The following is a 12,858-nucleotide window of genomic DNA, read 5'->3' on the forward strand; positions in this document are numbered from 1 at the left end:
GACGAAAACACACGGACGAACGCGACACCGGGACCCGTCCCCGGCGGGATCTCGCATAATGCCGGGGATCAGGAGGAGGGACGATGAAGCGGCTCACGACGACGCACGAGAGCCTGGCGCTCGGCGTGCCCCGGTCGGTGCCCGGCGCGGTCTTCGCGCTCACGCTCGCGGGTGGCGTGTCCGTCGATCCCGGCGAGGGCGGCGAGATCTCTTTCGGGCGTAATCGGCCGCAGGTCGACGTCTGTGTGGGCGAGAACGACCTGCAGGTCAGCCGCAAGCACGGGCTGCTGAACTTCTCCGACGGGCAGTGGTGGGTCAGCAACACCGGCCAGTTGCCCATCCGCCTGCCGAATTCCCGTTGGCTTTCCCGCGGTGAGGAGCCGATTCCCCTGTCGGACGGGTACACGCCGCTGTTCGTCCGCGGTTCGGGCAGGCGGGAGCACCTGCTCGAGTTGTACGTCGCGGGTCCCGAGGGCGGGCATCCCGTCACCCGCCACGACGACGTCACCGTGCCGCCCCGCCGCTGGCGCCTCAGCGCGGAAGAGCGCCTGGTCCTGGTCGTCTTCGGGCAGCGCTACCTGCTGCACGACCTCAATCCGCAGCCGTTGTCCCGCCAGCAGACGGCCGAGGTGCTCTCCGAACTCCGGCCGGACGAGACGTGGACCGCCCGCCGGGTCGAGCACGTCGTCATCGACGTCCGGGGGCGGTTGTCCGCCGGCGGCGTTTTCGGGCTGCGGCGCGAAGAGGTCGGCGAGCCGGTCGGGAACGCGTTGAACGACAACCTGTTGCGAGAACTGGTGCTGTCCACGACGCTCGTCCCGCCGGACCTCGCCCTGCTCGAAGCGCTCGACTGACCGTCCATAGAGGACGGTCAGCGCACGCCCTCCATCGCCGTCTTCGCGACGTCGCTGCCTTCATCCGCTTGGGTGGCCACCTTGACCAGCGCGGCGGTCGCCTGATCTCGGCTTTCTTCGGCCTTCACGCGTCCCGCAGAGGCCGCGTTCACACCGAAGAAGGCGCCCACCACCGTGCCGATCACCGTTCCCGCCGCGGTGATCACCGCCGTCACGTCCGAAGTGTTCGGATACCGCCACACCGCCGCGACCGCGATCACCGCGAGCGCGCTGAGGCCCGCCAGCACCGTCATGAAACCGTAGTTCCTGCTCATGGCCCGCTCCCTTCAGGCTCTTTGCGCCCATGCTTCGCCCGAACGGTGCCCATCGTTACGGCAAAAGGCCGGACCGTTATCCGCCGATACCGAAACGGATGTCGTGCTCGGAATCCGGCACTACGAATTCCAGCAGCCGCGCGCCCTCTTCGGCGATCGAATCCTGATCTGGCAGGGGTTCCCGCGATTCGATCGTGAGGGTCGCCCCTTTGATCGCCCAAATGGCCAGGAATTCACCGTCGACGAGGAGTGTGCCCCGGCGGCCGCCGTTCCCTGGTGGCAACGGCACGCGGCGGCCGTCAGGGATCACCCGGACGCGGTCGGCGTGGGAGAGCAGGACGTTGTCGTATTCGGGAAGGAACCGGGGCGGCGCCGGGGTTTCCGGGTCGGGGCGCGGGGCGTCGGGAAGGTCGAACAGTTCCTTTCCCTCGACGTCGGTGAAGGTGATCAGCCGCGGCCGCAGCCGCTCGAAGACCTCCTTCAGCCGAGTGAGCCCCGACCAGACCTGCGCGTCGCGGACGGTCGCCGGGCCGAACGCCCCGAGATAGCGCAGCACCAGGTCGTCGAGGGAGATCCCGTCCCTGATCGGTTCGCCGACCCAGTCTTCGAGCAGGGCGAACGCGGCCGGTCCGGTCTGTCCCCACAGGCCACGCGGGGTCACATGCGCGAGGGGGAGCAGGCTGTTGACCGCGTAGCCGAGCGTCGGCTGATCCGCGTCGGGCCATCGGGGCGCCAGCGCGGCCCGGATCTCGGCGCGGGTGCGTGGCCGTTCGGCGACCAGGGCCCGCCCCGCTTCGGCGATCGCGGCGAGGTCCAGCCCGGCGACCTCCCGCGAGTAGTGGCCGAGGAAACCGCGCTCGACCACCGGTTTGAGGGTGGGCCACAGCGCGAGACCATCGGCGGCCGTCACCAGGTGCACCGTGCCGCGCATCAAGGTCATCCGGACGGCTTCGCGGGCTGCCAGCGGTTTCGCCAGCTCGTCCACCCGGAAATCCCGAAGCCGTGACCACAGTCCGACATAGGACGAGTCGGGGGCCTGCGCCTGGAGGCCTGCCAGCCGCTCGATCGCGGTCATGGCGGGCAGATCGGCGCGATCCAGCAGGAGCTGCCTGGCCAGAGTCGCGCGGTTGAGGGCCCGTGGGCTGAGCTGATCCATTCGTCAGACGCACTTTCGCAGGAAGGAACGGAGGTCTTCGGCGAACAGACCGGGGACCTCCATCGCCGGGAAGTGGCCGCCGGTGTCGTACTCGGACCAGTGTGCCACCGGACCGTCCTGGAGACTCCGGATCGTGGTGTCCCCGGCGAAGACGGCGATCCCGCGCGGCGGGCCGGCGGGCGCCTCGCCGCCGTCGTCCCATCCGCCTTGGGCCATCTGCCGGTAGACCTCCATGCCTTCGTACACCGCGTGCGCGGAGGAAGCGCCGGCACCGGTGAACCAGTACAGGCTCACCGCGGTCAGCAGGTGGTCGCGATCGACGGCGTCGTCCGGCAGTTCCTTCGCCGGATCGGTCCATTCGGCGAACTTCTCCACGATCCACGCGAGCTGGCCGGTCGGTGAGTCGTTCAGCGAATAGGCCAGCGTCTGCGGCCGGGTCGCCTGAAGGTGCAGGTAGCCGAGGCCATCGGACTGGAACCGGTTGAAGCGTTCACCGCGCTCGCGGTCCTTCTCGTCGAGGCCGTCGAGGTCGATGGCCGGGCCGAACGGCATGCCCGCGCTGGTCCCGGTGAGGTGCACGCCGACCACCCGGTGCGCGGCGATCATCGACAGGATGCCCGCGACCCCGGCACCCGCGTCGGTGCCGTGGACGCCGAAACGTTCGTAGCCGAGGCGGTCCATCAGCGTGATCCACGCCTGTGCGACGCGGAACAGGTTGCCCCAGCCGGGGCCGTTCACCGGGCTCGAGAACCCGTAACCGGGCAGCGACGGAATGACCAGGTGGAATTCGCCGCTGAGCTCCTCGACGACCCGCCGGAATTCGAACGGCGAGCTCGGCCAGCCGTGCGTGAGGACCACCGGCAGCGCGTCCGGTGCGGTCGACCGGATGTGCAGGAAGTGGATGGTCTGGCCGTCGATCTCGGTGGTGAACTGCGGGAACTCGTTCAGTTCCGCTTCCTGGGCACGCCAGTCGAAGCCGTCGGCCCAGTACTCGGCCAGCCCCTTGAGGTAGGCGACCGGAACACCTCGGCTCCAGTCGCCGGTGACCTCGCGGGGCCAGCGGGTGCGGCTCAGGCGGTCCTTGAGGTCGTCGAGTTCGGCCTGGTCGATGGCGATGCGGAAGGGCTTGATCTCAGTCATGGGGCTAGATTAGGAACGATTGCGGAAAGTTTCGTTCCGCGATTGCGGACAAGGTGGGATTCATGGCGGAAACTTCGGCGAGACTGCTGCGGCTCCTGTCGTTGCTGCAGGCCAGGCGCACTTGGACGGGCCCGGAACTGGCCGAGCGGCTCGACGTCACGACCAGGACGATCCGGAACGACGTCGAGCGCCTTCGCGGGCTGGGCTATCCGGTCGACGCGACACCCGGCGTCTCCGGTGGGTACAGCCTCGGCGCCGGCGCGGCCATGCCGCCCCTGCTCCTCGACGACGAGGAGGCGGTCGCGGTGGCGATGGGCCTGCGCACCGCCGCGGGCGGGACGATCGCGGGCATCGAGGAGACGTCGGTGCGCGCGCTGGCGAAACTGGAGCAGGTGCTGCCGTCGCGGCTACGGCACCGTGTCGCGGCGTTGAATTCCGCGACCCTCGCGGTGCAGGGCGGTGGACCCACGGTCGACGCCGAAGTGCTCTCCGCCATCGCCGCGGCCTGCCGCGACCGCGAGACCCTGCGCTTCGATTACGTAGGACACAACGGATCCGAGACCCGAAGGCAGGTTGAGCCGCACCGCGTCGTGCATATGAGCCGCCGGTGGTACCTCGTCGGCTGGGACGTCGAAAAGCAGGAGTGGCGCACGTTCCGCGCCGACCGGGTGCGGCCGCGTACGCCGAACGGACGCCGTTTCGAGGAACGCGAACCACCCGAAGGCGGCGTGGTCGCCTACCTCCAGCGTGGTGTCGGCGCGGCGTTGTGGCGGCACCACGCGACGATCCGGCTGCACGCCCCGGCCGCCGAAGCCGCGGCGAAGGTGCCGCCCGCCGTCGTCGTCGAAGCCGTCGACGAGCGGACCTGCCTGCTCAAAGCCGGTGCGGACACGCTGGAGTATCTGGCGCTCTACCTGGGCCTGCTCGACACCGACTTCGAGGTCGTCGACTCGCCGGAATTCGCCGGCCACCTGCGCAAACTGATCGGACGGTTCAGCCGCGCGGTGGATGCTTGACGTCGAAGACCAGCTCCGGGCGCTCCCAGGCGATCTTCGGCGGGTTGGGTGGTACGACGCCGACGCGGCGGGCACCCATCCGCTCGTAGAACCCGGCGGCGGGCGGATGGGAGACGACGCGGACCTCGGTCATGCCGAGCTCGGCCGCCTGCCCGAGCATATGCTCGACCAGCCACGCGCCGATGCCCGTGCCCTGTGCCGAATCGGCGACGAACAGCAGGTCGAGCTCGGCCGGGTACTCGATCAGGCTGTAGAAACCGACCACGTCCCGCTGCGCGTGGGCGACGTACGCGGGATGGGTGGCGAGGTAGTCCTCGGTGACCTGGTAGCCGTCGAGGATCGAGGCGTATTCCCCTTGGTAGGCGGTCGATTCGTGCATCAGCGCCGTCAGCCTGCCTGCGTCGGAAGCGCTTGCCCTGGAGATGCGGTAGCTCGTCACGAGCGCAGCTTAGAACGTCACACCGACAGTTCTTGACCTCCAGCTATCTGGAGGTATCAGGCTGGGTTCCGACAGCTGGGGAACGACTGGAGGAACGAGATGAAAGCGGCCGCGTTCACGGAAGCCGGTGGCCCGGAGGTGCTCCGGGTGCTGGAGCTGGAGGAGCCGCACGCCGGAGCGGGGGAGGTCCGGGTGCGGGTGAAGGCGGCGGGGGTGCAGCCGTACGACGCGGCCGTGCGGGCGGGCTGGGAACCCGCGGGGTTCGAGCTGCGTTGGCCGCGTGTCCCGGGGAACGAGTTCGCCGGGATCGTCGACGAGGTCGGTTCCGGGGTTACCGGCCTCGTCGCGGGGGCCGAGGTGCTCGGGTTCACCGCGGTGCAGGCGTACGCCGAGTACATCGTGGTGCCCGCCGAGAACGTCACGCCGAAGCCGGCGGAGATGCCGTGGGAGGTCGCGGGCGGGTTCACCGCCGGGACGCAGACGGCGTACCTCGCGTTGGACGCTCTGCGTGTCGCCCGTGGTGAGACGCTGCTGATCCACGGGGCCGCGGGCGCGGTGGGCACGGCCGCCGTCCAGCTCGCCGTGCTGCGCGGGGCGAAGGTGATCGGGACGGCGAGTGAGGCGAACCAGGATTACGTCCGTTCGCTCGGCGCCGAACCGGTGGTCTACGGCGACGGACTCGCCGACCGGGTGCGGGCGCTCGCTCCCGCCGGGATCGACGCGGCGCTGGACGGCGCGGGCGGGGAGGCCTTCGATCTGTCGCTGGAGCTGATCGGGAATCCGGACCGCGTGCTCACGCTGGTCGAGCACGGGCGTGCGCCCGAGGCGGGGGCGCGGGTGGTCACCGGCACGCGGTCGGCCGAGCGGCTGGGGATGCTGGCGTCGTTGTACGCCAAGGGGGAACTGCGCTTCCTCGTGCGGCGGACGTATCCGTTCACCGAGGCCGCGGCGGCGCATCGGGAGATCGAGACGGGGCACGGACGCGGGAAGATCGTGCTGACCTTCCCTTAGAGGGCTGACCCGGGTCAGGTGCAGGAAACGCTGACGATCTTGACGGAGACCTTGGTCTTCGAGGACGGCGTCGAAAGTACGGATCGGTGCGCGGTCACGCTCGTTCCGACGAAACTGAGGGTATCGGTGACCGTGCCCGATTCGTCGCCCGTGATGTCATAGGTCATCGAGCACATTCCGTGGCTCAACAGGGTTTCCGCGGACCCTTTGTAGGTCAAGGCGGGTTCGACGACCACGTTGCAGCCGGCGGAGCCGAAGCATTGTTTGGAATAGGTTTTCAGGTCGTGGGTGAAATCCGCCGGAGTGAGCGGCGGAGCACTGGTCGTCGTCGGTGCCACGTAGGCGGGAGGGATCGCGCGTGTGGTGCTCTCGTAGGAACCGTCGGCCAGGACCCAGCCGTTGATGCCTTGACAGGGCGGCTTGAGCGCCTGGTCCCGGCAAGGTGACGCGGTCGACTTCGACGCGCCCGCCTTCCCATTGCGTTCGTTGCCGAGCAGTACGAAGGTCAAAGTCGCTGAGAGCGCTGCGACGACGATTGCGGCGGCGAGTATCCAAGGCCATCGTCGAGGTTTGCCCGGACGTGTCGCCGGTTCGGGTGGGATGTACATGGCGCTCTCCCGCTTCTGGTGGTACTTGCCGGACGTACTCGCTCGTTCCGCGCGCGGTGTTACGACACGTTCTGCCGATATCACCCTTCAGTGGTAAATGCGCTCTTTGATTGTTGCTTAAAATTACGAACATATGTTCGGTTTGTTGGGGTATTATGGAGTTGTGTCCGAGACCTTTCTTCCCGAGTTGCCGCAGGAGTTGTGGCGCGCTGGCAAGCTGGAGCTTGCTCATGGTGTGCTGCAGTCGTTGCAGATGATCCGGGTGGCGACCGCGTGTTTGGGGCGGTTTCTGGCGGAGATCGAGTCTCGTGGCGTTAAAGACTTGTATGGGCATGGGAGTACGGCCAGTTGGTTCGCGGAGATTGCGGGGCTGTCGCGGGGTGAGGCGGGCGCGGTGGTGAAGCGGGCGCTCGCCCTGAACCCCACCCGCGCCTTGGACGGAACCGAGGTTCCGCCCGTTGCTCCCGCGACTGCCGCGGTCGCCGCTCAGGGACTGGTCGGGGATGAGCGGATTGATCAGATCCTGGAGATCTTGAAACGGCTCCCTGCCGATACTTCTGCCGAGGATCGGGAGAGCGCGGAGAAGATCCTCGCTGACCTTGCTCCGAACGCCGGTCCCCGCCAACTCGCCAAGGCTGAAGCGAAACTGCAGGGCTGGCTCAACCCCGACGGCAACGAACCCAAGGACCCCGAACCCAAAGAACCACGCCGCGAGGTCACTCTGGAGCGTCGGAAGGACGGGTTCTGGAAGCTGACCGGTCTGCTCGATGACGAGACCGGTGCCCGGACCGCCGCGGCGTTGGAGGCGTATGCGCAGCCGCGGCTGGTGGACGAGTTCGGCCAAGCGGATCTGCGGATGAAATGCGAACGCCTGGGAGACGCCTGGGCCGAGTTGCTCGATCTGGCGATCGCCTGCCCTGATCAGCCGGGTACCAGCGGTTACCGGACCCTCGTCCACGTGACCATCGGACTCGAGGAACTCAAATCCGGCCTCGGGACCGCCTGTCTCGACTTCGTGGGAACGATGACCGCTCGGGAAGCCCGGCTAGCGGCTTGCGATTGCCTGATGGTGCCGGTCGTGATGAGCGCCTCGGGTGAACCCTTGGATATGGGGCGGCTCCGAAGATTCGTCACGCCCGGTCAACGACGCGCACTCAACATCCGCGACGGTGGTTGTGCCTTCCCCGGGTGTCATCGGAAACCGAAGAATTGCCACGCTCATCATATTGAGCACTGGGCAGACGGAGGACCCACCGACCTCCGGAACCTAGTTCTCCTGTGTAGCTTCCATCATCGGCTGATTCACCACGGTGACTGGGAAGTCCGCATGGCGGCCGACGGGTTACCGGAGTTCATCCCACCCCAATACAGGGACCCGCTTCGAAAACCTAGGCGCAACACCCTGCACCACGTTTGAACGCCGAGGAGCCCGCCAGTCACCCAGGCGACGGGCCCTTCGTCATGCCCGCAGACGGTGACTGTGTGGATTTTGGGACATCTGACGTCCCAAAATCCACACAGTCCATCGCGACCGGACCGGTCACGACCGAAACACCGGCACCCGAAACCCTGACCCCCTCAGGCCCAACCCGGCACCACGTTTGAACCCCGAGGAGCCCGCCAGCCACCCAGGCGACGGGCCCCTCGGCATTCCCGGCGCGGCCGGGACTGGCCACTCACGCCCCTCGCACCTTCCTCACCACCCCGCGCACCACCAAAGGAGTCACGATCGCCACGAAGAGCACCAGCGCCGCCCAGCCGCCGAAGCCCCCGAACCCGCCCTCGTCGTAGGACGCCGGGGCGGCTTCCCGCCAGTTCTTCGAGCCGCCGCCCGCCGACTCCTCGTCGGCGTTCGCCGTCGCGGTCGCGGTCTTGTCGCCGACGGCCGGACCAGCGCCGGGACCGGCGGAGGGCTTGGGGCCCGAGGTGGCGGCTTTGGGTTTGCCGTCCGGGGCGATGATCCCGGCGGTCACCAGCGGATCGGGCGGGCTGGCCGCGCCGGTGCCGAGGCTGCCGTGGAAGGTCGGGTTGCCGCAGTTGCCCGCGTTCAGCTGTTTCGCCGGTTGCCCGGTGAGCCGCGCGTTGGAGTTCATGATCTCCTGCGACAGGTTGGGCGGCAGCGGCGAGTAGCCGATCCGGGCCATGTTGATCTGGCCGTCGCAGGCGACGTGTTCGAGGAAGGCGGTGATCGTGTCGGTCTTGCCCTGGTCGCCGTAGCCGCCGCGGCAGGTGTCACGGCCGTTGGTGCACGGCATCATCACGTACGAGTACGCCGAGATCGGATACGACTTCGGATCGGTGTTCGAGTAGACCTTGTCCAGTTTCTGGCTCAGGTCCGGCCGCAGTTCCGCGTGTTTCAACGCGGCCGCGATGTTCTCCGCGTAGGGCTGCGTGTACTGGCCCGCGCCGTTCTGCACCCAGGCCGCGGGTACCTGATACCGCTGGGCGTAGGCGAATTCGTCGTAGCCGATGGAGAAGGGGATGGTCGCGTTGTCCATGGCCGTCGCGATCTGGTCGGAATCCGCGAGCAGCCGGTACCACTCGGCGTCCGGGCCCTGCCCGGGAAGCTGGATGGGGCGGACGCCCGCGGGCAGGTTCCCCATCCCGTTCCCGACGTTGCGGGAGACGAACCGGTTGTAGGCATCGGGTGCCGCGTGCGCGATGAAGTCGTAGAACAGCGCCGTCGTCCCCGATTGCCCGGTCCGGCCGACCAGGGTGATGGGCTGATCGGGCAAGGACTTCCCGCCGTTGGTCGCGGTGATGGCGGGATCGCTCCAGCGGGTGATGTCCCGGCTGAAGATGCGGCCGATCGCCTCGCGGCTGAGGTGCAGGTAGTCGACGCGTTTACCGGCCTGGTCGTTGACGTTGTACATCAGCGCGATCGCGCCGGCGACGTCCGGGACGTACTGGTAGCCGCGGGTCTGCGCGGACAGTCCGCCGCCGCCCGCCGCGATGAGCGAGGACACCTCGGCCTCGGTCCCGGCGAAGTCGACGGTCCGGTCGCCGAACTGGTTGACCCCGGCGGGGGAGTTGTTGGCCGAGTAGTTGACCGGGATACCGCGTGACGTCGCGCCGTTCTGCCAGTCGTTCATCGCCGGGCCGACGTAGCTGGAGCCGGAGCCGGTGATCCTGGTGAGCGCCGCCGCGCCGGGCGCGGTCGCCACGGAGACCGAGAACAGCAACGCCATCACCGCGGCCAGCCTCGTGATCATCCGAATCGCCCGTTCACGTAGTCGTAGGTCCGTTCGTCCGACGGTGCGTTGAAGATGGTGTCCGTCGGCCCGTGTTCGATCACCCGGCCGGGTTCGTTCTCGGCCGCGAGGAAGAACGCGCAGTGATCCGAAACCCGTTGGGCCTGCTGCATGTTGTGCGTGACGATGACGACCGTCACCTCGTGCCCGATCTCGGCGATGGTCTGCTCGATCCGCCGGGTCGACGTCGGGTCGAGCGCCGAGCAGGGCTCGTCCATCAGCAGCACGTTCGGCTGCACGGCCAGCGACCGCGCGATGCAGAGCCGCTGCTGCTGCCCGCCGGACAGCGCGCCGCCGGGGGAGCCGAGCCGGTCGCGGACCTCGCGCCACAGCCCGGCCCGCTCCAGGCTCTGCTCGACGAGCGCGTCCTTGTCACCGCATTTGACGCCGGCGAGTTTCAGCCCGGCCAGCACGTTGTCGCGAATGGACATCGCCGGGAACGGGTTCGGTTTCTGGAACACCATGCCGATCCGCAGCCGGACCTGCTGCGGACGTGTCCCGTCGGCGTAGATGTCCTTGCCGTCCAACAGGACCTCGCCGGTCAGCGACGCCGACGGCACCAGCTCGTGCATCCGGTTCAGGATGCGCAGGAAGGTCGACTTGCCGCAGCCGGAGGGGCCGATGAGCGCGGTCACCTCCTTGGCGGGCATCCGCAGCGAAACCCCTTCGAGCACCAGGCGGTCACCGAACCAGGCACCGATCTCGCGGGACTCGAGTTCCGCCGCGCCGGGCGGCGGCCCGCCGGTCAGTGCGACCAGCGGGCGCGCCGGACTGTCCACGTAGGACACTTCAGTGTCGGTCACCGGTTCTCCTGTGTCTTGACGGTGGTTCTCTTCGCCTTGCGTTTCGACCGGTCGCGGCCCACCACCCGGGCGATCGCGAACAGGCCGAAGATGAGCAGGATCAGTACGAGCGCGCCGACGTAGCCGCGCTGCTGGACGTTCTCCAGCGGCTGCTTGATGAAGCGGTAGATGAACAGCGGGATGCTCTCCTGCGGATCGGAGAACGGGTTCGCGTTCATGCCCAGCGCGCCGAACGAGGTGAACAGCAGCGGCGCGGTTTCCCCCGCCACGCGGGCGATGCCGAGGATCACGGCGGTCGTCACGCCGGTCCTGGCGGTCGGCAGCACCACCGACCACACCGTGCGGGCCCGGCTCGCGCCGAGCGCCAGCGACGCCTCGCGCAGGCCGTCCGGGACGAGCCGGAGCACGACGTCCACGGTCCGGGTGACGGTCGGCAGCATGACCATCGTCAAGGCGAGGGTGGCCATCATCCCGTTGTAGCTGAACAATCCCACGCCCGCCTGGATACCGGGGATGATCAACGCCGCGTAGACGAACAGACCGGCCACAATGGACGGTAGGCCGCTCATCGCGTCGACCATGATCCGCACCGGGCGGCGGAACCGCGACCGCGTCTCGTTCAGGAACACCGCGGTGAGCACGCCCAGCGGGACGACGAGGACGAGGGTGAGCGCGGTCTGTTCGAGCGTGCCGACGACGGCGTGCAAACCACCGGTGTCGGTCACCGGATCGGTCGGCGCGACCGCGGACATGTCGTGGGTGAAGAAGCCCGGCCGCAGGTACGGCGCGCCCTCGGCGACGATGTAGATCAACAGCGACAGCAGCGGCGCGAGCAGGACCAGCGCCCCGGTGACGACGATGGTGGACACGAGCCGGTCGGACGCGGCGAGCTTGCCCAGCCTGTCTCGGGTGACCAGGTACAGCATCGTCAGGTAGAGCAGGTACGCGACGATCAGGTCGGCCAGCCAGCCGGGGGAATCCAGCAGCAGATGCATGACGAACCAGGTGAGCAGCGTGGCCGACACCGCGCAGCCGAGCGCCGCGAGCCGGTCCTGCCTGGTCGTCTCCGACGGGCGGCGTTTGACGAGCTTGCGAGGCGGGGTCACCGGGGGAGTCATGGTCGCGGTCATGCGTCCACTCCCGCGCCGGACCGGCTCTTGGAGATGATCACCGACGCGGTGAAGTTCGTCGCCAGAGTGAACACGAACAGCACCAGGCCCGCGGCCATCAGCCCGGACAGCGCGAGCCCGGACGCGCCGGAGTTGTTGGCGATGAACCCGGAGATCGTCGCGCCGCCGAACTGGACGAGATGTTTCGTGATCTCCGGAACCTGCGGCAGCAGCAGGGAAACGGCGATCGTCTCGCCGAGCGCGCGGCCGAGCCCGAGCATCGAACCGCCGATGACGCCGCCGCGGCCGAACGGCAGCACCACGGTTTTGACCATGCCCCAGCGCGTGCTGCCCAGCGCGAGCGCCGCCTCCTTCTCCCCGGGCGGTGTCTGCGCGAACACCTCCCGGATCACCGAGGTCGTGATCGGCAGGACCATCAGCGAGACCACCAGACCCGCGATGAACATGGACTGGATGTACAGCGCGTTCTCCTTGGCCGAGAACACCGGGATCCAGCCGAGGTTTTCGGTGAGCCACGACGAGACCGGCACGATCTGGGGGCCGAGGAAGGCGAACCCCCACAGGCCGTACAGCAGACTCGGGATCGCGGCGAGCAGGTCGACCAGCCCGGTCAGGAAGCCGCGGATCCGCCCGCTGGAGTATTCCGTGATGAACAGTGCGGCCAGGACGCTCAGCGGGACCGCGATCAGGACCGCGATCAGCGCCACCACGATCGTCCCGTACAGCAGGCCGAGTACGCCGAGGACACCCGAAGCCGGATCGAACCGGATCGTGGTGAAGAAGCCGAAACCGCTGGAGTCGAACGCCGGCCCGGACCGGTAGACGAGGAAGAAGCCGATGACCACGAGGATCGCCAGCATGGTCAGCCCGGCGCCGGTGGTGACGCGGCGGAACGCGCGGTCGGCCCGCGACAGGACTTCGGTGATCACCCGCCGCGCCGGGACCCCGGGCGGCGACGGGTCGGGCCGGGGTGGCGCGATGGTCACGAGCGGCCTTCCTTCGTGTTGGCGGGTAAGGAGTCGAGGGCACACCACGTCGCCCCCGATGCGGCCAGTATGTGGTGCCCGCGCCCGGGAAAGGTGTCCACACGGAGAACGCCCGACGGGACGTGTGTGAATCAGTGCGGGGGACCCGTT

General features: G+C 68.4%; 13 protein-coding genes. 4 read left to right on the forward strand and 9 right to left on the reverse strand.

What is annotated here, in order from left to right; genetic code table 11:
- Positions 1 to 83: 83 nt before the first annotated feature.
- Complete coding sequence (locus tag ED92_RS37385) at positions 84 to 854, forward strand: hypothetical protein (protein ID WP_037346852.1); 771 nt, start codon at positions 84 to 86, stop codon at positions 852 to 854.
- A gap of 17 nt (positions 855 to 871) precedes the next feature.
- On the opposite strand, the gene ED92_RS37390 is transcribed toward ED92_RS37385, so the two are convergent.
- The 3 genes from ED92_RS37390 to ED92_RS37400 form a co-directional block, all read right to left on the reverse strand.
- Entirely contained in the window at positions 872 to 1,147 is a 276-nt protein-coding gene (locus ED92_RS37390; RefSeq protein ID WP_235213474.1) for a hypothetical protein, read from the reverse strand.
- 97 nt (positions 1,148 to 1,244) lie between these two features.
- Positions 1,245 to 2,324 carry a winged helix DNA-binding domain-containing protein gene (locus ED92_RS37395; protein ID WP_037346854.1) on the reverse strand — a complete coding sequence of 360 codons (1,080 nt, stop codon included), beginning with the start codon at positions 2,322 to 2,324 and terminating at the stop codon, positions 1,245 to 1,247.
- 3 nt (positions 2,325 to 2,327) lie between these two features.
- Complete coding sequence (locus ED92_RS37400; protein ID WP_037346855.1) at positions 2,328 to 3,464, reverse strand: epoxide hydrolase family protein; 1,137 nt, start codon at positions 3,462 to 3,464, stop codon at positions 2,328 to 2,330.
- Positions 3,465 to 3,526: 62 nt separating this feature from the next.
- On the opposite strand from ED92_RS37400, the gene ED92_RS37405 reads away from it, so the two are divergent.
- Complete coding sequence (locus tag ED92_RS37405) at positions 3,527 to 4,480, forward strand: YafY family protein (protein WP_037346857.1); 954 nt, start codon at positions 3,527 to 3,529, stop codon at positions 4,478 to 4,480.
- Here ED92_RS37405 and ED92_RS37410 read toward each other — a convergent pair.
- Positions 4,458 to 4,919: a GNAT family N-acetyltransferase gene (locus ED92_RS37410; protein WP_037346859.1), complete on the reverse strand. Its 462-nt coding sequence runs from the start codon at positions 4,917 to 4,919 to the stop codon at positions 4,458 to 4,460. The genes ED92_RS37405 and ED92_RS37410 overlap by 23 nt on opposite strands.
- Before the next feature lie 99 nt (positions 4,920 to 5,018).
- On the opposite strand from ED92_RS37410, the gene ED92_RS37415 reads away from it, so the two are divergent.
- Positions 5,019 to 5,930 carry an NADP-dependent oxidoreductase gene (locus ED92_RS37415; RefSeq protein ID WP_037346861.1) on the forward strand — a complete coding sequence of 304 codons (912 nt, stop codon included), beginning with the start codon at positions 5,019 to 5,021 and terminating at the stop codon, positions 5,928 to 5,930.
- Between the two features lie 14 nt (positions 5,931 to 5,944).
- On the opposite strand, the gene ED92_RS41500 is transcribed toward ED92_RS37415, so the two are convergent.
- Positions 5,945 to 6,439 (reverse strand): hypothetical protein, encoded by a 495-nt coding sequence (locus tag ED92_RS41500; protein WP_052121109.1) that lies wholly within the window; start codon positions 6,437 to 6,439, stop codon positions 5,945 to 5,947.
- Positions 6,440 to 6,701: 262 nt separating this feature from the next.
- On the opposite strand from ED92_RS41500, the gene ED92_RS37425 reads away from it, so the two are divergent.
- Entirely contained in the window at positions 6,702 to 7,955 is a 1,254-nt protein-coding gene (locus tag ED92_RS37425) for an HNH endonuclease signature motif containing protein (protein WP_037347037.1), read from the forward strand.
- 259 nt (positions 7,956 to 8,214) lie between these two features.
- Here ED92_RS37425 and ED92_RS37430 read toward each other — a convergent pair whose 3' ends face one another.
- The 4 genes from ED92_RS37430 to pstC are packed head-to-tail and all read right to left on the reverse strand — an operon-like array spanning position 8,215 to position 12,708.
- Complete coding sequence (locus tag ED92_RS37430; RefSeq protein ID WP_037346863.1) at positions 8,215 to 9,750, reverse strand: substrate-binding domain-containing protein; 1,536 nt, start codon at positions 9,748 to 9,750, stop codon at positions 8,215 to 8,217.
- Positions 9,747 to 10,538 carry a phosphate ABC transporter ATP-binding protein gene (locus ED92_RS37435; protein WP_200882796.1) on the reverse strand — a complete coding sequence of 264 codons (792 nt, stop codon included), beginning with the start codon at positions 10,536 to 10,538 and terminating at the stop codon, positions 9,747 to 9,749. The genes ED92_RS37430 and ED92_RS37435 overlap by 4 nt, the downstream gene beginning before the upstream one ends.
- 50 nt (positions 10,539 to 10,588) lie before the next feature.
- Entirely contained in the window at positions 10,589 to 11,722 is a 1,134-nt protein-coding gene (gene pstA, locus ED92_RS37440; RefSeq protein ID WP_037346866.1) for a phosphate ABC transporter permease PstA, read from the reverse strand.
- A complete protein-coding gene (gene pstC, locus ED92_RS37445) occupies positions 11,719 to 12,708 on the reverse strand; it encodes a phosphate ABC transporter permease subunit PstC (protein ID WP_037346868.1) in 990 nt (329 codons plus the stop codon). Before pstC ends, pstA begins: the two co-directional genes overlap by 4 nt.
- Positions 12,709 to 12,858 lie beyond the last annotated feature (150 nt).

Origin of the sequence: Amycolatopsis sp. MJM2582, assembly GCF_000754115.1 — a bacterium.
Lineage (GTDB): Bacteria > Actinomycetota > Actinomycetes > Mycobacteriales > Pseudonocardiaceae > Amycolatopsis > Amycolatopsis japonica.